Annotated in this window: 18 protein-coding genes and 1 riboswitch; of the genes, 12 read left to right on the top strand and 6 right to left on the bottom strand. The window is 38.3% G+C overall.

Features of this window, described 5'->3' with window-relative positions; translation table 11 throughout:
- The first annotated feature begins 100 nt into the window (after positions 1–100).
- Positions 101–1402, top strand: coding sequence for a CAP-associated domain-containing protein (locus CLOS_RS15160; protein ID WP_012158178.1), 1302 nt, complete (start codon positions 101–103; stop codon positions 1400–1402).
- Positions 1403–1496: 94 nt separating this feature from the next.
- On the opposite strand, the gene CLOS_RS01585 is transcribed toward CLOS_RS15160, so the two are convergent.
- On the bottom strand, positions 1497–2216 hold the full coding sequence (locus tag CLOS_RS01585; protein ID WP_012158179.1) for a phosphatase: 720 nt from the start codon (positions 2214–2216) through the stop codon (positions 1497–1499).
- 426 nt (positions 2217–2642) lie between these two features.
- Between CLOS_RS01585 and CLOS_RS01590 the strand changes: the two genes are divergently transcribed.
- From CLOS_RS01590 to CLOS_RS01605, 4 genes are all read left to right on the top strand, one after another.
- A complete protein-coding gene (locus CLOS_RS01590) occupies positions 2643–3794 on the top strand; it encodes an ABC transporter substrate-binding protein (RefSeq protein WP_012158180.1) in 1152 nt (383 codons plus the stop codon).
- Complete coding sequence (locus tag CLOS_RS01595; protein ID WP_012158181.1) at positions 3794–4702, top strand: ABC transporter permease; 909 nt, start codon at positions 3794–3796, stop codon at positions 4700–4702. The genes CLOS_RS01590 and CLOS_RS01595 overlap by 1 nt, the downstream gene beginning before the upstream one ends.
- A gap of 10 nt (positions 4703–4712) precedes the next feature.
- Positions 4713–5480, top strand: coding sequence for an ABC transporter ATP-binding protein (locus CLOS_RS01600; RefSeq protein WP_012158182.1), 768 nt, complete (start codon positions 4713–4715; stop codon positions 5478–5480).
- A gap of 259 nt (positions 5481–5739) precedes the next feature.
- A complete protein-coding gene (locus CLOS_RS01605; protein WP_012158183.1) occupies positions 5740–6000 on the top strand; it encodes a YkgJ family cysteine cluster protein in 261 nt (86 codons plus the stop codon).
- A gap of 54 nt (positions 6001–6054) precedes the next feature.
- Here CLOS_RS01605 and CLOS_RS01610 read toward each other — a convergent pair whose 3' ends face one another.
- A complete protein-coding gene (locus CLOS_RS01610) occupies positions 6055–6498 on the bottom strand; it encodes a hypothetical protein (protein WP_242649586.1) in 444 nt (147 codons plus the stop codon).
- 104 nt (positions 6499–6602) lie between these two features.
- Positions 6603–7340: an AraC family transcriptional regulator gene (locus CLOS_RS01615; RefSeq protein WP_012158185.1), complete on the bottom strand. Its 738-nt coding sequence runs from the start codon at positions 7338–7340 to the stop codon at positions 6603–6605.
- Between the two features lie 202 nt (positions 7341–7542).
- Between CLOS_RS01615 and CLOS_RS01620 the strand changes: the two genes are divergently transcribed.
- The 7 genes from CLOS_RS01620 to CLOS_RS01650 are packed head-to-tail and all read left to right on the top strand — an operon-like array spanning position 7543 to position 14079.
- Positions 7543–8043, top strand: a complete 501-nt coding sequence (locus CLOS_RS01620; protein ID WP_012158186.1) for a flavodoxin family protein — start codon at positions 7543–7545, stop codon at positions 8041–8043.
- Between the two features lie 14 nt (positions 8044–8057).
- Positions 8058–8804, top strand: coding sequence for a nucleotide-binding protein (locus CLOS_RS01625; RefSeq protein WP_012158187.1), 747 nt, complete (start codon positions 8058–8060; stop codon positions 8802–8804).
- A gap of 2 nt (positions 8805–8806) precedes the next feature.
- Entirely contained in the window at positions 8807–9715 is a 909-nt protein-coding gene (locus CLOS_RS01630; protein ID WP_012158188.1) for an ABC transporter substrate-binding protein, read from the top strand.
- An 11-nt stretch (positions 9716–9726) separates the two neighbouring features.
- The gene (locus CLOS_RS01635; RefSeq protein WP_012158189.1) at positions 9727–10716 is read left to right on the top strand and encodes a FecCD family ABC transporter permease; all 990 of its coding nucleotides are present in this window, start codon (positions 9727–9729) and stop codon (positions 10714–10716) included.
- Positions 10716–11528: an ABC transporter ATP-binding protein gene (locus CLOS_RS01640; RefSeq protein ID WP_012158190.1), complete on the top strand. Its 813-nt coding sequence runs from the start codon at positions 10716–10718 to the stop codon at positions 11526–11528. Before CLOS_RS01635 ends, CLOS_RS01640 begins: the two co-directional genes overlap by 1 nt.
- Positions 11515–12822 carry a nitrogenase component 1 gene (locus CLOS_RS01645; RefSeq protein WP_012158191.1) on the top strand — a complete coding sequence of 436 codons (1308 nt, stop codon included), beginning with the start codon at positions 11515–11517 and terminating at the stop codon, positions 12820–12822. Before CLOS_RS01640 ends, CLOS_RS01645 begins: the two co-directional genes overlap by 14 nt.
- Positions 12823–12825: 3 nt before the next feature.
- On the top strand, positions 12826–14079 hold the full coding sequence (locus tag CLOS_RS01650; RefSeq protein ID WP_012158192.1) for a nitrogenase component 1: 1254 nt from the start codon (positions 12826–12828) through the stop codon (positions 14077–14079).
- Positions 14080–14325: 246 nt separating this feature from the next.
- Here CLOS_RS01650 and CLOS_RS01655 read toward each other — a convergent pair whose 3' ends face one another.
- The 3 genes from CLOS_RS01655 to CLOS_RS01665 are packed head-to-tail and all read right to left on the bottom strand — an operon-like array spanning position 14326 to position 18103.
- A complete protein-coding gene (locus CLOS_RS01655) occupies positions 14326–15444 on the bottom strand; it encodes a Ger(x)C family spore germination protein (RefSeq protein ID WP_012158193.1) in 1119 nt (372 codons plus the stop codon).
- Positions 15425–16531: a GerAB/ArcD/ProY family transporter gene (locus tag CLOS_RS01660; protein ID WP_012158194.1), complete on the bottom strand. Its 1107-nt coding sequence runs from the start codon at positions 16529–16531 to the stop codon at positions 15425–15427. Before CLOS_RS01660 ends, CLOS_RS01655 begins: the two co-directional genes overlap by 20 nt.
- Positions 16532–16564: 33 nt before the next feature.
- The gene (locus CLOS_RS01665) at positions 16565–18103 is read right to left on the bottom strand and encodes a spore germination protein (protein WP_012158195.1); all 1539 of its coding nucleotides are present in this window, start codon (positions 18101–18103) and stop codon (positions 16565–16567) included.
- Between the two features lie 225 nt (positions 18104–18328).
- Positions 18329–18507, top strand: a riboswitch (cobalamin riboswitch).
- Positions 18508–18616 lie beyond the last annotated feature (109 nt).

The raw sequence follows: 18616 nt of genomic DNA on the forward strand, positions 1-18616 counted from the left end.
TAGATAGAATACAACGATATGAAATGATTTTAAGAGGTCATGGGGTTGCTGAAATCAAGCATATGGATGGAATCCATAGATAAGAAAGGTGGAGATACCAATGAAAAACAGAGGTAGAAGTCTATTTTCTATAATTTTAGTACTATTGGTTATATTTTCAAGTTTAATGCTCGTGTCGGCAGAAGGTGAAATTACGATTCGATTAAACAACTCACAGATCGAATTTCCTGATGCGAAACCATATATGGATAAGAGGGCAGGTAGAGTACTGGTACCAGTTCGGTTTATATCGGAGGGACTAGGTGCAGAGGTACGATGGGATCAGGCCAATGGAACAGTGTATATCTTGAAGGATGAAAGCAATATTCGCTTAAAACTTGAAGAAAAAAGTTATTCTCTAAATGGCGTACAGAAAACAATGGATACGGCTGCATTTTTAAAGGACAATCGGACCTTTGTACCCATAAGATTGATCAGTGAAGGATTGGGACTGGATGTAAGCTGGGATGAGCAAACATCCACCGTATTATTGAACGAAAAGAATAGAAAAAATTTTTCAGTTCAAGGAATTACCATCGGTACAAGTGAAAAAGAGCTGATTGCGAAACTAGGGGAGCCTGCAAGAAAGGATTTCAGTAAATATGGCTTTCAATGGTATATCTACAATCAAGACTATACAAGCTATATCCAAGTAGGTGTATCCGATGGAACCGTAGTTGGCTTATATTCCAATACAGACCATTGGTTGTATGCAAACAGTATCAAGATAGGGACAAGCAGAAAGGATGTAGAAAAGCTACTGGGAGAGCCCCTAAAAAGTATAAAAAAGGGCAATACGATTTATCATTTGTATAATACAGAGGAAAAAGGACTATATTTCATTGATGGTAGCTACGTATCCTTCTATTATGACCTTCATGAGGGAAATACAGTGACATCAATTCATGTTGTAAGAGAAGATATAGAGCTGGGGTTAAACGGATTCTATGGAAAATATAGCGAGAAATTAAAGGAAGGATTTGAAAGACAAATATTTGACCTTGCAAATGTCGTTAGGGTCAGAAACGGATTGGAACCATTTCAATGGAGCGATCGGGCAAGGGATAGTGCCAGAAAACATAGTCGAGATATGGCCCATAACAACTTCTTTGAGCATGTCAACTTAAAGGGTGAAAGTCCTGCTGCTCGAATGGAGAAGGAAGGCATTAATTATCGATTGGCTGCTGAAAACATAGCCGCTGGAACATCGGATGCCATTGAAGCCCACGAAGGCTGGATGAATTCCCTTGGTCATCGACAAAATATTTTAGGAAAAGCGAAGAACCTTGGTGTAGGTGTGGCTTACAATAGCAATAGTACGTATCAATATTATTATACACAGAATTTTTTTACGGAAATGTAAAGGATACCATAGGAAAAGCTACGGATGTTATTTAAATATCCGTAGCTTTTCCTATGGTATCCAAAGATCGTAAAATTTTATAGGGCATAGATCGCTAAAGCAGTTCTTTCCCCATTAATTGATTGATCAAAGCTTCATTGAAGTTAATAATCAATGCCTTTGGGAAATGAACTTCGTCAATAATGTCCATACAGTTAGAGAAATCTCCAACGGCAGTGGAAAAATGAGCATCACTGCTTAAAATTACATGAGTACCGTATTTCTCGCATAGATTCAAAATAATTTTTACATTTTCATGGGCTCCACTTCGAAAACTATAGGGCATTAAGGAGGAATTGTTAATTTCAAGGGCCACATTGTGCTCCTTGGCAGCTTTTACGATAACTTCATAGTCTAGGGGGTATCTAGAATCATCAGGATGGCCGATGATCTTTACATAAGGATTATGGATTGCTCCTAGAATGGCAGCCGTATTTTCCTCCATTGTACCTGGGTCGATGCAGGGTGGGTGAAGGCTGGCGATGGCATAATCTAACTTTTCCAAAACCTCCACGGGCATATCGATATTTCCCTGGAAGTCCATGATATTAGCTTCCACTCCCTTTAACAGAGTTAATCCATGAACTTCTCTCGGTATTGCCTGTAAGTTGTAAAAATAAAAGATATTGGGTCCTCCTTGCATAGAGGGCGCATGGTCCGCTACACCAACGATTTTAAGCCCTTTATTTCTTGCTTGAGCTAAGTTTTCTTCTATTGTACTATAAGCATGTCCACTAGCTATGGAGTGACAATGCAAATCAATCAATGCTTTCATAAGTTCATTCCTTTCAAGTCAGTTTTAAATCAATGGTTCAATTATATCATAGAACTAAGATAATTTTTATAGATAAAGAAAAGACTAGATTATTAATATATCCCAATAATCAGATATTTAGGACTGCTTTTAGAAAAAATAATATCGATACAAAGCAGTAATATCTCCCCTATTTTCATAACTGAGTGGTCAACTTATTTTTATAATGAAAGAATTTGTTTTATTGTTAAATATCCCTATAAGAGAGGCTATCTGAGTAAAGGGCCCTTTATTGTTCCTATGATTTCCACAAAACTAAATTTGGTGTATAGATTTTTGTAATAACAACGAAGTTATGTATAAAATCGCTAAATTTGACTTTCGGGGTTATGGCGAATACAATACAAATGTGATATAAAATTAACAAAATTATAGGGGGACAAGGAAATGAAAAGAAAAAAAGGTAGAAAATTGCTTGCAATGGTAATGGCCATAGCAATAGTTGCCCTTACTGGCTGTTCAGGTGGAGATATAGCGTCAACAAAGCCACAACCAATAGAAGAACCTGCCAAGAATGAAATTCCAACATTCAATGTAGGATGGAGCAGTGAGCTTCATACAGGCAATATGCATTTGAATTTTTTAAAGCCTGAACTTTTTGAAAGCAACTCTGTACACTTAAAACCAATAAGCGATTCTCAATTAGAATTAGTAAAGGATGGAAGTGTAATTGCATATGTAAACTATATGTATTCCAAGGGAGCTGCAGAGTCAGCAACATTGATGAGTCAAGGCCATATGGATATAGCATATTGTTCGAGTACTGCTATGCTTACTGCATATGATTCAGGTGTAGATGTAAGTATTCTATGTCCAATCCAAAGTGGTGGTGTTTCTGTTGTTGCAGCGGCAGATGCTCCATACACTACATTTGAGGAGTTAGTTCAGTACGCCAAAAAAAGTGATAAGCCTATAGTTGGCGGTTATCATTCAGCTGTAAGTAGTCCAAGAATAGTTCTTGAATATGCTTTGAAAGATGCAGGTTTGACAGTTACTGAAGATGCTGCCGACTACTCTGCAGACGTCTTATTAATGGATCTTAAAGGCATAAGCAATTTAATTCCATCACTTAGCTCAGGTCAAGTAGAATTATGGGCAGGGCCAGTTCCTAATCCTCAGAATGCTGAAGCTCAGAATATCGGTAAAATAATTGCAACTCTTAATGAACTCCCTGAAGGCAAATGGGTTGATTTTCCTTGTTGTACAATGAATGTTAGAAATGAGATAAAAGACAAATATCCGGAGGCTGTGCAAGCAATGGTACAGGTTACTTCTGATGTAGCGGATTATGCTCAAAACAACCGTAAAGAAACTGCTGAATTAATGGCTGAATTCATAGGGCTAGAGAAAGAAGTGTTAATGAAGAATGATACAACATATCAAACGGAAATAACAGAGCATTTCACAAATGGTATGGCTACATATCACGAAGCAATGTCTAAAATAGGTAAATTTTCAGGGAGACTTAAGGACAAGCCGGTGAATGAAGTAATGGATGCTGTTTTTGATTTTACTTTTATAGAGGAATTATCGAAATAATGTATACCAGCAAACTTAAAAAATGTGAAAAAGGGCTTTCTAAAAAAGAAAGCTCTGTTTTAACTCACATTAATAAAATAAAGATTAAAAAAAGTATAATTTCTATGATTCTTCCTGTGCTTTTCCTGCTAATATGGAATTATTATGCCACTAAGATTGGTAACAATGCAATTCTGCCTACAGTAGGAAAGGTATTCTACAACTTTTTACATGCCTTTGATAATTTTATCGGCTTAGGAAGTATCCCTAGAAATATCGGATACAGCATCGTTCGTGTTTTGCTGGGATATATCATAGGAGCATCGGTAGCTTTTCCTTTAGCTTTGCTTATGGGTTATTTTAAACCAATTAGAAATCTCTGCGAGAATTTTATTAACTTATTTAAACCAATTCCTTCCATTGCATGGCAGCCACTTGTACTTGGTTGGTTCGGCATCAGCAGTCTTGCCCGCATATTAGGGATGCCTTATGGACCCCAATTTGCGATTATGGATAATTTTAAGCTTTCAATGATATTTCTAATAGCACTAGGTGCATTTTTCCCAATATGGGGCAATATTATTTTCGGGGTAACTAATGTAAGAAAAGTATTGATTGAAACTGCAAAGGTTCTAGGCGCTTCACAAATAGATATATTTTTCCATATATTAATACCTGCTGCAGGTCCCACAATTATAAATGGTATGCGCATGGGTCTAACTGCATCTTGGGTATGCCTTGTTAGTGCTGAAATGCTTCCAGGCAGTATGAGTGGTGTGGGCTATTTAATTACTCATGCATATGAACTGGCTCGAATGGACTTAGTTATAACAGGGATGATATGTATTGGTATTATCGGCGCTCTTTTAGATGGTGTTTTTAGAATCGTTATATCTAAGAATTTTTCGTGGGAAAATAAAGTGAAGTAGGAGGAAAGGCATGGTACAATCAATTATTAGTGTTGACAAAATAACAAAAACTTTTACCGTCGAAGGTAATCGACAGGACTTAACAGTTTTAGAAAATATAAATATCAATATTAAGGAAAACGAATTTGTTTGTATCGTAGGACCATCAGGATGCGGAAAATCTACTCTTTTAAGGCTAATTGCTGGCTTAGAGTCTGCTACAGAGGGTCATGTGTTTTATCGAGGCGAAAAGCTGATAAAACCTCGTAAAGAAATAGGAATGGTTTTTCAAAATTATTCTTTGATGCCATGGTTAAATGTAGAAGATAATATTTCTATGGGACTTAATTTCAAGCGCGTTTCTAAATCAGAAAAGAAAAAAACAGTGGATGAGTTTCTAAAAATAATTGGTTTAGAAGATTTCCGCAAGTCATATCCCCATGAACTTTCTGGAGGAATGCAACAAAGAGTAGCGATTGCTCGGGCCCTTGCTAATAGTCCTGATGTGGTGCTGATGGATGAACCATTTGGAGCCTTAGATGCTTATACACGAATCCTTCTGCAAAAAGAATTGCTACGGATTTGGGAATATGACAAAAAAACCATTATATTTGTTACACATAGCGTCGATGAAGCCATATATCTTGCTGACAGAATAATACTTATGAGTAGAAGGAAAGGCTCAATTGATAGAGAAATTTTTGTAGACATACCAAGAATCAGAGAACGTTCAGATTTACGCTATGCTAAGCTTACGCAAGAATTATTAGAAGAGTTGGAGCAATTAAATGACAGATAGGACATTGAGCATCTCAAAACATGATTTTTTCATAATTGAAAGCCTATTTAGGTATTAGCTAAAGATTATAGTACACTTAAAAGGAACTCAGTCCTTTCAAGCTGAATCCGTCTAATGAAAATATAATATCCATAATGATCCCAATTTACCGCCATAATAAAGGATGAAATCTTTTAAGGTGGGCCATGTATCGATTAATAATGGTTAAAATAGCAGACCTATGGTATTATGATTCTATGCATCAAGAGGAGGGGTTTTTATGGAATGTAGGGCAGGTTGTGCTGCTTGCTGCATTGCACCTTCAATATCATCACCGATACCGGGCATGAACGATGGAAAATTAGCAGGTATCCGATGCATTCAATTGTCTACGGATAATCGATGCATGATATTTGGAAGTGCTGAAAGGCCCGCAGTATGTGGAAATTTACAAGCTTCACAGGAGATGTGTGGAAACAATGATGAAGAGGCCTACGCATATTTGGAGTATCTTGAAAAGGCCACAGCCATAAAAAAATAAGGGAGGATATTCTCTATGGATCCCATAGAAAATATCCTCCCTCTATTTAACTTCCTAGAACTTTAAAATTTCATCCCATTTAGCTAAGGCCTTGCTATCCTCACTAATATCTCTAACGGTAATAGCATTTGGAAATTTCCGAAGCTGATCCTTCGCCATGTTGGTCATCTTTAGAACACCAGCATTTTTAGTTGTTGAGGTTCCCTCCATCAATTCATCTAAAGCAGGATCGTTGACGATGATGGTGATGTCTTCCTCTTGATAGTCTTCTAATTCCTTTAAAATCGTCAGCAATGCAAAAGGTCCCACCACAGCTGGTTTTTTATAATCCTTTAATAGGGCTTGTCTCTCTAACAAGTCTTCATTTCTATAGATTCCATATCGAATTTCTATATCTTCACCCTCGTAATATGCTGGAATCCCAGCTAAATAAACAGTAATCATGTTACCACCATCTCTTTCCTCGTAAAATAAAAGTTTCTTCAAAGTTTCGATCAAAACTACTATGGGGTTTTTGTAGTTAGTATACCCTCTATTATAGAACAATAAAGCAAGTATAACAAGAATATCGAGAAAGGTATCGCATGTTTATAGAAACTAACCTAAAAAACATATTCGTTATCTTCCTTTTTAGCTCTAAACTCCTTGGGCGAAACGCCCGTATATTTTTTAAACTGCGTAGTAAAGTAGCTTTGACTATTAAAGCCGATCAATATGGCAATATCTAAAATAGATTTGTTTGAATTACAGAGTAAGTATTTACTTTTTTCGATCCGTGCGTGGGAGAGGTAGTCTGTAAAGCTCATTTTCATTTCTTTTTTAAACTGGGTGCAAAAGTAGCACTTGCTTAAATTCGCATGGTTTGCAACCTCTTCCAGTGTCAGCGTTTCTCCTAGATTATTAAGGATATAGTCGATGGCCCTTCTTATAGAAATATTATCTACCTTATTTAAGCTTTTCTTAACTTGAGTGGCGTATGCTGTGACCATGGTTTTTCCCATATTTAAAGCCTCAATCTTAGAGGAAGTCTTATGAATTGCCTTAGCGAAGGCTTGGTATTTCGATTTGCTGCTATAGGTGGAAACCCCTTTCTGTATAACCCTGTGAGAGATCAACATGGATACGGAGATCAGGTAGGTTTTTAAAATGTGAATATCGTTATTCGATACCGCCGTATAGTTGGATTCCAGAGCAAAAAATTTATGATATAAATTGAGGGCCTTTTCAACCTGACCATTTAATATGGTATTGATTAAGGTAATTTCAAAATCATAGACAGTATGTAGAACTTCTGCATTGGGCCTAGGATAACAGATGTTTTCTATTATTGCATTATTCATAGCAGTGGACACTCCTTTAAAGTTCATAAACGGATAATGAAAATCATTACTATTTAACAATATCATATACGACTTTGAATAAAAAGAAAACAAATTCAAAAATATTTTAAAAAAATAAAAATATTTTTGAGATATTTATAGGAATTTCAATTAATATAGATAAAGTAAATGATATTAATTTTCAAATAAGGAGGCAGTTCAATTGATAATAAATATAATATTTTCATCTTTGACGGGGAACACAAAGCAGGTTGCATATGAAATTTTAAAGTCATTGCCTGAAAATACAGCAATATACGATTTAAAAGAGCTGGCTCAGATGCCAGAAGGGGATGTTTTTGTCCTAGGGTATTGGGTGGACCGAGCCAAACCAAATCAAGAGATGTATCAATTTATGGAAACGCTGAAGGGAAAGAAAGTCCTCACCTTTGGTACTTTAGGTGCATACCCAGATTCAGAGCATGCAAAGGAAACCAAAGAAAATACCCATAGGCTTTTAGAAAAGAATAACCAGGTACTGGGTCATTTTCTTTGTCAAGGAAAAATCGATCCAAAGTTAACTGAAATGTTCAAGAAGAATGCTGGCGGGCATGCCATGACTCCGGAACGATTAAAGCGTCATGAAGATGCAGCAAAGCATCCAAATGAGGAAGACTTTATCAATGCAAGAAAATTTATAGAAACCCTATTAAATCATTTGTAAAAGGAGAATTTATAATGAAAAAAATTGCGATTTATGGGAAAGGCGGTATCGGAAAATCAACGACCGTATCAAATTTATCTGCGGCTCTATCGCATTTAGGATATAAGGTGATGCAGGTGGGCTGCGACCCCAAAGCTGATTCAACGAAGAATTTGATGAAGGGAGCATTCATCCCCACTGTATTGAATGTTTTAAGAGATCAAGGAGATGATATCGGGCTTGAAGATATTGTGTTCAAAGGATACAACGATGTTTTATGTGTAGAAGCAGGAGGACCGACCCCTGGCATCGGTTGTGCAGGTAGAGGGATTATCACAGCCTTCGAAAAACTAGAGGAGCTTGAAGCTTTTGAAGAATACCAGCCCGATATTGTGATCTATGACGTACTAGGGGACGTAGTTTGCGGTGGATTTGCCATGCCGATTCGGAATCAGTACGCAAATGAGGTATATATTGTAACCTCGGGAGAAATGATGTCCATGTATGCGGCGTCCAATATTTCCAGAGCCGTAATGCAGTTCAAATCCAGAGGGTATGCAGAGCTAAAAGGATTAATTTTGAATGCTAAAAATGTGGAGAATGAGAGCGCATTGGTGGATAAGTTGTGTGAAGAGATCGACACCAATGTTTTCCACTACATACCGAGAAATCCATTGGTACAAGAAGCAGAGAACAGCGGCAAAACTGTGATTGAAGCTTTTGAAGATTCAGAGATGGCACAAATCTATATGGATTTAGCAAAAAAAATAATGGAGGGATAAGGATGAAAAAGTTTAAATCTTTAATGGCATTAGCATTATGTGTAACCATGGGTATGGTAGGATGCAGTAGCCCAACAGATACAGGAAAAGTAGAAGCGAAGAATGAACCTCAGATAGAAGAAGGAATGGCGGAGAAAAAAATCATCGCTGGTACTTTTATGTCAGCAGAGCTATTAGATCTATTCGATATCAATCCAGTAGGCGTTTTAACCAGCGAAAAAGCCTTACCAGAAAGATATAAGGATGTGGCCAAAATTGGTTCACCAATGAAGCCAGATCTAGAAGTCGTAGCATCCCTGTCCCCAGAGCTATATGTCAGTGATAGCAACTTAAAGGAAGCCTTGGACGAGATGTTTAAAGGAATGGCCTTTGAAACTATGTATTTAACCAACAACTCCTATGAAAATGTTTTTCAAAACATCGAAAATGTTGGGGAGCGTTTAGATAAAACGAATAAAGCAAATGAGATCATCAAGGAAATGAGAGACCAAGAGAAAAAAATCATGGACGCTATTGCAGGAAAGGAAGCGCCAAAGGTGCTGATTCTTTTTGGAACACCGGAAAGCTTTATGATTGCTACACCCCACTCCTATACAGGAAGCTTAGTGGAAAAATTAGGTGGTATCAATGTGGCAGAAGGCATGGCGGCTGGAAGACCTTCCCCGTATCTTCCCTATAGCTTAGAAACAGTAGCGGAATTAAATCCAGACATCATTTTAAGATTGACCCACGTAAGTCCTGAAGTTAGTAGAAAGGCTTTTGATGCAGAGTTTGCAAAAGGCTTTTGGACAAATTTAGATGCTGTAAAAAATGGAGAAGTATATGATTTGGACAACGAGAATTTTGGTGTATCTGCAAACCTAAGAGCCGTAAAAGCATTGGAGAAAATGGCGAAAATTTTATATAAATAGGAGAATCAGCTATGGTGAAATCTTTGAGAGAAAATAAACATCGATATATTGTAGGCTCATTATTCATTCTGATGTTTATCGCTCTTCTATCAGTAAGAATGGGCAGCGTAGAGTACAGCTATTCCAGAATACTGAATGTTCTGTTCAGTCCTGAAATGACTTCAGATAAGAATGTGGTCTTTAACATCCGACTCCCCAGAATCGCCATTGCAGCTTTGGTAGGCGCAAACTTAGCTGTGGCAGGTGCACTGCTTCAGGCCGTTATGCAGAATCCATTGGCGGACCCTGGTTTAACGGGGGTTTCTGCCGGCTCCAGCTTGGCAGCCATCATCGTGATGCTTTTATTTCCGCAGTACAGCTATTTGGTGCCAGTGGTGGCATTCATCGGCGGTGCCGTTGCCTGTGCCCTTGTCTATGTACTGGCCTGGAAGAACGGCATCAAGCCCATCCGAATTATTTTAGCAGGGGTGGCGGTGAACGCCATCTTAGGAGGAGGGACATCTCTCTTATCCATTCTATACAGCGATCGGATTCAAGGTGTGTTACTATGGGTCAATGGAAGTATCAGTGGAAAAACCTGGGACGATGTAAGGGTTCTCGCTATTTATAGCGTTATTGGTCTGACCATGGCTATGTTCTGCATCCGAAAGGCAAATATCCTTCAGCTTGGGGATGATATGTCCGCCAATCTAGGAGTGGATACCAATCAGTACAGGGTGATGATCTCGCTGGTGGCCGTTTTCCTGGCGGCCATATCCACCGCATTGGTTGGGATCATCGGTTTCGTAGGACTTATTGTGCCCCATATTGCAAGACTGGTTATTGGGTCGGACTATAAATATATGCTGCCATTCAGCGTCATCGTAGGCAGTGGACTATTGCTTCTAGGAGACACCTTTGCCAGAACCGTAGCAAGACCAGTGGAGCTTCCAGTGGGTGTGATTATGGCAGTGGTTGGCGGACCATTCTTCTTATATTTATTGAGGAGGGGAAAAGCGTAATGATCGAAGCAAAAAATCTATGTATTGGATATGAAGAGCGTATCGTGGTCCATAACTTTTCCTTTCATATCGGTGAAGGAGAGATGGTGTCCATTATAGGGCCCAACGGCTCTGGAAAATCCACCATATTGAAGGCAGTATCTCGACTTTTAAAACAAAAAAGCGGCGCCATCTACTTGGAAAAAGAAGATATGAGCGCCATGAATATAAAGAAGATTGCAAAGAAAATGTCGGCGCTATCGCAACATAATAGAAGCCCAGAGGATATCAAAGTAAAGGAACTGATTTACTACGGTAGATTGCCTCATAAGAAATGGCACGAGAGAAGAAACGAAGAAGACGAGGAAATCATCCAGTGGGCGATGGACCAAACCTCCCTCAATGGGTATGAAGACAAGCTGGTGATGGCCCTATCTGGCGGAGAGCGTCAACGAGTGTGGATCGCCATGGCTTTAGCACAACAACCTAGAATCCTCCTACTGGATGAACCAACCACGTACTTGGATATCTGTCATCAGCTAGAAGTCATGGAGCTTGTGAAGAAACTGAACCGAGAGCTGAACTTGACGGTGATTATGGTACTCCACGATCTAGGTCAAGCTGCAAAGTACAGTCATCGAGTCGTTGTATTAAAAAAGGGAAATTTAATCGCTGAAGGAAACCCCTACGATGTGTTGACGGAGGAATTGATCAAGGAAGTATACCAGGTAGAGGTCTGTATTCGAAAGGACATTTTAAAGGGAGAAGTGATCATTCATCCCATGGGGGTTTGCAAAAACTGTGAAGAGGGGTGCAAAAATGACAAAGTTTGATTTAAATACATTATCTAAACTAGATGAAATCAGTAAAAATGAAGATATCAAGGCCTTATCCCATGCCATATTTCCAGGGACCCACTGCCCTTTATTTGGCGTAGCCATGATCGCCTCCTTTGTGGAGGACTTAGTGGTGGTCGTAGCAGGAACCCAAGAATGCACCTATTATGTTAAGGATTTTGCGTATCAAAGACAATACGGGAAGGATAATTTCTATTCTGTAGTGACCAATAAACACGACATTACCTTTGGATGTGAAAGTAAAATTAAGGATGTGCTTCTAGAGATCGATAGAACCATCCAGCCCAAAGCAATTATGCTGGTGTCTACCTGTGTTCTAGAATTAATCGGGGAAGATGTTGCGTCCCTAGGAAGTGCTATGCAGGATGAGATCCATGCCAAGATCCTCGTTGTGCCGACAGAGCATTTTAAGTGCAACAGTCATATTCCAGGAATGGAGCGGTCTTTAGAGCAATTCGTCACGCTAATGGAGCCCTGTGCAATCGACCAGCATAGTATCAATATTTTAGGACATAGACAGCATGGTGTTGAAGGTACAGAGCTAATGCAGCTTTTGATAGAGGAAGGCATCCATATCAACGCTGTAATTCCATCGAAAACCACCATAGAAGGTTTGAAATCCGCACCGAAGGCAAGGTTCAATATCGTTACAGACTTCGTTGCCCTTCCTATGGCAAAAAAAATGGAAGAGATCTTTGGCACGCCCTACGTTTATTTTGACAAGCATCTATCCATGGAAAGAATTAGAAGTGCTTATCAACAGTTGGGGGATATTTTAAAAATTGATGTATTATCCAAGCTGAGCCACAAGGAAAAAGAGCTGAGAGAGCTGATGAAGGAAGCAAAGGAAGTTTTAAAAGGAAAAACCTTTATCTATGGCAATACACCGATGATGGCTTTTGAGGTTTCTAGCTTCCTATGCGATTTAGGCATGGAGCCCATCTTGGTGCAGGTTCGAGATCTATACGAAAATGATCCCATCTATATGGGGGAAATTAAAAGCCACCAATATAATCCTTATATCAGTCGAATCGCCAACATCGCACCGATGCAGTACGTGTACGATCAATGTAAGCCGAATTTCTATATCGGCCATGAAAATCCCATGAATTTAGCAAAAAGAAATATTATCCAAGTGACACTGGATGAGGTAACGAAGAAGCTGGGCTACGAGATTCCAATCGATAGCATCAAGAAAATATTGCTATCCTATGGGCAGCATAATGAGATGAAAGAAAAAATGATGAAAATGGCTTCAAGGGGGGCATAGTCTATGGCGTTTTATAAATTTTTTCCCACACCATCGGATCGAATGGGGACCATTTGGACCTTAAGTACGATCAAAGATGCCTATATTATTGAGTTTGGTCCAGCAGGGACCACCCATTTTGCAATTGAGGGTATGATGCAGTTCAATGCGGACCACAATGCCAATGTATACACAACCCATATCAATGAGACGGATATCTCCTTTGGAAAACAGGATCGATTGGAGAATGCCATATTAGAAATTGATGGACAGTACGGACCGAAATATATTTTCGTCATGGCTTCTTCTATTTCTGCAATTATCGGTACGGACATAGAAAGTGTGTGCTATGAGCTACAACCGAAGGTGAAAGCAAAGCTGATTCCAATTACCACAGGAGGCTACCATGGGGACCATACCCTGGGGATAGAGGCTACCATGGATATGCTTTGCAAAGAAGTGGTGCAGGAAACAGTGCAGAAAAAGCCCAATACCTATAATATCGTAGGCAATAACGGTGATGTTTTTAACTTTCTATCCGATGTGGAGGAGATTAAAAATCTGATGAAGAGCGCCTTTAACTTCGACGTGAATACCACCTTCACGGCATATACATCCATGGAAGAGATTGAGAAGGCTGGGGAAGCGCAGTTCAACCTAGTACTTAGGGGGGAAGGCTTAAAGGCAGCGGATACCCTTAAGAAAAACCATGGAATGGGCTACCACTATGGAAGACCCTACGGCTTAGAGGGAACGACCTTCTGGCTGAAATCCCTAGAGAAAGCTTTAGGAATTCCAGCCGATGAACAATACATTGCTAAAAAAACCGCTGAAATAAGAAAGCATCTGATGAACTATCGATTTATGACGAGAGGTTTAAATAAGAAAAATGTCCTATTGGTAGGCGATTATGATGTTGTTGTAGGGCTGGCAGCCTTAGTAGAAGAGCTGGGCCTTACAGTGGAAGCAATTATACTAAAGCATAAGATGAATAGAAAAGCTAAAAAACACTTGCCGGAAAAATGGGAAAGGGTCATGAAGCTGGATTACAGTGAAAGAGAGATGGAAGCCTACTTAAGTGAGACACCATCCTACTTGCTGTTAGCAGATGAAGCCACATTGAAGCTGGAGAATAAAAGTAAACTCCATTTTCAAATAGCCAATCCGAACTTTTCAAAGCATAGTATTTATCCGTATACGCCTTTTGTAGGGTACCATGGTGCATTGTATTTCATGCAATGTCTATATGAGCTACAGAAGGGCAACCCTGAAGCGTAATTTTACAATTTAAATAAGGTTTAAGGCTTCTGGGGAGCTTTAGAGCATTGTACCCATACAATACCATAGGCTTTAGTGAATGTAACAAAGAGCCGCCAGCATTTAAACTATGAAAATGCTGGCGGCTCTCCATACGTCATAAGAATTCTTTAGAAGATTTTTGGATTTCAGTATAAAGCTGGATCTATGGATGGAATACGATGTTTTCTACCATAGGACTGTAATTGGCACCATTTCGTAAAAAAGTTAAGGTGTTACACCAACGGTTCTAATTTGAATGGTGGGGTTGATGTGTATCATAGCTTCAGCAAACTGACTATTCCAATCCTCTGAATCAAAATATTCAGGGTGATTCCCTTTCACATATTTACCGTATCCAATGTTATCGCACTCTAAATCCTTCTGTAATATCTTCAAGGTCTCATCTAAACCTAACTTAAGTTCATGATTGATAATGTCTTCAAGTCTTTTAATCCGATCCGTTGAAAATATCTTCTCTCTTGCTGTATACTCTCCTAAATGAGCATTGATTGAAACCTCTTGATAGATATGGAGCTGATTGTCTTTGATTTCCGTTTTGATTTTGCTTTTTCCATCGATGACGTTCACCGATAAAAACTCCTTCCGACCTGTTTCTTCGGAAAAAAATTCAAAGGTATGTACGCCATCTTTGATTTCTCCCTTCAGCATCATAAATGCTCTGCTGTTGATTCCGGTGAGCACATGAATCATTTTATCTTCTTTAAACAATGCGATCCTGTCAATTTTCAGATCATTCTGCGTATCCCCATAAGATATGAAAGGCATGGAAGGCTCAATGCCAGTTGTATAATATTGATTACTAAAACCTCGAAGCGTAGTAACAGGAACATTTGTAGCATTGTAGTTCTGACCGATAGAATCAAATAAAAAATTAGTTACAAGGAGCGAGACCGGTGGCTGAAATTGTAGTAGGCCATTTGCACTTCCGCCGGAGACTGCGAATCTAGTTGTACCCCGAAAGAGAGGCACTCTGAACATAGAATCCATATGAAATAAAAGTCCTTGCTTTGCAACGTCTTCATTAAATACTACAATTTTGATATTATCGAAGGAAAGATCTCTATAAACTTTTTTTTGAGGGTTACTTCTTCCTCTGCTGATAGAGGAGGCTTCCGCAGAAAAGGTAACCTTTTTTTCAGGTGCATCTTCTATAATTGTAGGAAACGCAATGGTAAATACATAATTATCAGGATTTTCCTCACTAATATCGATTCCAAGACCATATACAATCAATAACTCTTCCAAGTCCTTAGAATCCCAACAGCTCAACAGGGGTAGGCTGATTAAAGCCACGATTAAAAGTTTAATGACTTTTTTCAACACTGGTATCCCTCCCCTTAATTAAATACATAGTGAATAGCAGTACTGGGAGTAAAAAACCAAAAAATATATTTGCAGTTCCAATTTTACCTGCGAATTCAACTACGGCTACCGTATTCCTAGGATAAATTGATATGAGAAATATCACTGGGGCTAGGGCATATGTAAAGATACGAGTTCTTTTTATTTTAAAAATATTTTGGAGCAATACACTGGATACTAAGTATTGTACTCCAGAAGTGCATAGAACAGTAAAGGTCCAGAAGATCGTAAAAAATATTTCACTTCGCTCGATTACAGGAAAATTAACGCTGGTTAAATAATTAATGGCAGGATAAAGTACGGTTTGAATCTCATCACTGCCATATAAAGCAATCTGCGTGATGACATTCGTTGTATAAAATAAAGTCACAAGGATCAACGCCCAAACAGATTTTTTCATAACGGACTCTTCTTTATTGGAGATATAGGGATAATAAACCAATAGAGATTCATAGCCAGCAAATGCATAAAAAGATGGTCGAGTACCCTTTAAAATATTGATTATGCCAGCGCCACCAATGGGCTTTAAATTGATAAATTGGGTTTCTGGTAATCCTATCAACATCAATAGCCCTAAAGGAATTAATATAAACACAGTCGCTTGCGCAAACCTTGCCACTACTGTTAAACCATTTCTGGTCATATATACAACGGTGATTACAATGATGAATCGAATGATGTAATTCGGAGTTTCGCTTAAAAGCCAGGTCGCCGTCATTTCGCATAAATAAGCAATGGTGATGCCGGTGGCAAATAATGCATAGAGGACATAAGCAAAGGAAATGAGATATCCCACAGGCTTACTGAGCAAATAACTAGTATACTGAACGAAATTATATTGTGGGAATTTACTAATGGTGTAAACCATAATGACCATGACACCACTTAAAAAAGCACCGTTCAAAAGAACAGACATCCACGCATCCTGCCTAGAAACTTCAGCAACCGTCCTAGAAAGACCTAAAATGCCCGTACCTACAATCATGTTAATCAGAAGGATAAAGGATTGCTGGGCAGATATTTCTCCATTATTATATTTCTGATACAATTTAATTCCTCCAATTCCTTTATACTTTCTCTATTAATTTTTTAACCCTTTCTTGATAATGCCATCTTTTACTACACTATTGTCTAGGGGTGCCAGTGGGAAAAGATAGGGATATCCAAAGGATTCCAAATTGCACAGATGAATGATAACCCAGCACCAAGATATAACAATACCAAAGGCACCAAAGGTTGCAGCCATAATAATAATGGGAATCCGTAGAATCCGTAAAGCGTATGAGGTATTGTAATGAGGAAATATATAGCTACCGATTACAGTAATACCAATGACAATAACCATGGTTGGACTGGCAAAGTTGGATTGAATGGCAGCATCTCCTATGACGATTGCGCCTACGATACCGATTGTTTGACCAATACTTTGAGGCAGACGATTACTGGCTTCTCTTATGAGCTCAACAGCAACTTCCATTAATAGAGCTTCAATTACTGGAGGAAATGGGACATTGGTTCTGTTTTTTGATAAATCAATCAGTAAATTCATGGGGATCATTTCATGATGAAATGATATTAAAGCCACATAAATAGAGGGTAAAGAGGTAGCAATAAAAAAACCCATAAAACGAAAAAAACGTGTTAAATTGCTAGAAATAATTCTCGTATAATAATCCTCAGAAGAATGGAAAAGCTGAAAGAATGTAATCGGCAGTACTAAAGCGATGGGACTTCCATCTGTTAAAATAATAATTCTGCCTTCCATCAGATCACCACAAACCTTATCCGGTCTTTCTGTTATTTGTGTTTGCGGAAAGGGAGAGTAGGGGTATTGTTCTAAATGTTGCTCAATATAAGCACTTTCTAAAACCACTTCAGTTTCTATATTTGTAATAAGATCAATAATATTCTCTAGAAGGTGATGATTCACTTTATTTTCCATGTATAGAACAGAAATCGTCGTATGACTTTCACTTCCAATGATCATATTCATGACCTTCAAATGAGAACTTTTAATTCTTTTTCGAATGAGGCCAATATTTGTATCAATGTCTTCAATAAAGCTATCGCGTGGGCTTCGAATAGCACTTTCAACAGTAGATTCTGCTATGGATCTTCCCTCTTTACCCTTAGTTTCTAGCACTAGGGCAGTGCTGCAATAATTAGTGAATAGTACAGTATTTCCATATAAAATACTTTGGACTACTTGACTCCAATGATCGATTTTTTTGATGTTAGAAGTCGTAATAATTTCTGCAAAGATTTCTAAGGAACGGATATTCCCTTTAGAGGGTGTATGATCTTTATCATAAATCAAAGAAGGCTCCTGAGGCCCATGGGATAATCTTTCGCTTTCATAGGAATTGATCGGATGAATAATATTTTTATTGATAACATCTAGATTGACTAGAACATTTGAATAAATCAATAGTCCCTCTATCATTTCCTTTCCTACATTTAGTTTTACAGGAGTATAGGTGATATCAGAACATTGTTCAAATATTTCCTCTAAATTCTGCTGATAAACTTGTACAGGGTTTGGCAGAATTGGCGTCGTGTTTTTTTCTTTATTTCCTTGAGATGCTTCCGCAACCGTAAATAGTCTACTTAGAAGTTTCATAAAGAAGCCCCCTATTCAATATTTATATTAGTATAGGAAAATTCTAAGAAAATATGTACGGATGAAAGACCAGATGCAAATTATATATCCACATTAAAACCTGCTTCCATGGTTCTAATTTCAATGAGTACATATTTTAACCGGATAGAAATTATCTTGTCATTAAAAAATGTTCATATAAATAAGTGTTGATTTCCTTTTTAATAAGTACTATATTTAAATTAACAAATGAATACATTTTATGGTTCTTTCTTATGAAAGCTAAGAGGGAAAGAGGTGAGAAACCTCTGCAGCCCCCGCTACTGTAAGCAGGACGAAATTCCAATAAACCACTGTGTAAATGGGAAGGTAGGAAGAGTAGGAAGAGTGCAAGCCAGGAGACCTGCCATAAAACGTGAATGAAGCTGCTTCGGTGGGAGGTAAGTGTTATTGTTGTATATTTAACACACTATTCCTGTAGTGTGTTTTTTATTGCATAAAAGCATATATTTTCTAGGGGCAGTAGATGGGTAT

Source organism: Alkaliphilus oremlandii OhILAs, from assembly GCF_000018325.1.
Taxonomy (GTDB): domain Bacteria; phylum Bacillota; class Clostridia; order Peptostreptococcales; family Natronincolaceae; genus Alkaliphilus_B; species Alkaliphilus_B oremlandii.

Excerpts from the sequence above, each read along its gene's own strand:
- CLOS_RS15160 (WP_012158178.1), top strand. The coding sequence starts at position 101 with ATGAAAAACAGAGGTAGAAGTCTATTTTCTATAATTTTAGTACTATTG.
- CLOS_RS01585 (WP_012158179.1), bottom strand. The coding sequence starts at position 2,216 with ATGAAAGCATTGATTGATTTGCATTGTCACTCCATAGCTAGTGGACAT.
- CLOS_RS01590 (WP_012158180.1), top strand. The coding sequence starts at position 2,643 with ATGAAAAGAAAAAAAGGTAGAAAATTGCTTGCAATGGTAATGGCCATA.
- CLOS_RS01595 (WP_012158181.1), top strand. The coding sequence starts at position 3,794 with ATGTATACCAGCAAACTTAAAAAATGTGAAAAAGGGCTTTCTAAAAAA.
- CLOS_RS01600 (WP_012158182.1), top strand. The coding sequence starts at position 4,713 with ATGGTACAATCAATTATTAGTGTTGACAAAATAACAAAAACTTTTACC.
- CLOS_RS01605 (WP_012158183.1), top strand. The coding sequence starts at position 5,740 with ATGGAATGTAGGGCAGGTTGTGCTGCTTGCTGCATTGCACCTTCAATA.
- CLOS_RS01615 (WP_012158185.1), bottom strand. The coding sequence starts at position 7,340 with ATGAATAATGCAATAATAGAAAACATCTGTTATCCTAGGCCCAATGCA.
- CLOS_RS01625 (WP_012158187.1), top strand. The coding sequence starts at position 8,058 with ATGAAAAAAATTGCGATTTATGGGAAAGGCGGTATCGGAAAATCAACG.
- CLOS_RS01630 (WP_012158188.1), top strand. The coding sequence starts at position 8,807 with ATGAAAAAGTTTAAATCTTTAATGGCATTAGCATTATGTGTAACCATG.
- CLOS_RS01635 (WP_012158189.1), top strand. The coding sequence starts at position 9,727 with ATGGTGAAATCTTTGAGAGAAAATAAACATCGATATATTGTAGGCTCA.
- CLOS_RS01640 (WP_012158190.1), top strand. The coding sequence starts at position 10,716 with ATGATCGAAGCAAAAAATCTATGTATTGGATATGAAGAGCGTATCGTG.
- CLOS_RS01645 (WP_012158191.1), top strand. The coding sequence starts at position 11,515 with ATGACAAAGTTTGATTTAAATACATTATCTAAACTAGATGAAATCAGT.
- CLOS_RS01650 (WP_012158192.1), top strand. The coding sequence starts at position 12,826 with ATGGCGTTTTATAAATTTTTTCCCACACCATCGGATCGAATGGGGACC.
- CLOS_RS01665 (WP_012158195.1), bottom strand. The coding sequence starts at position 18,103 with ATGAAACTTCTAAGTAGACTATTTACGGTTGCGGAAGCATCTCAAGGA.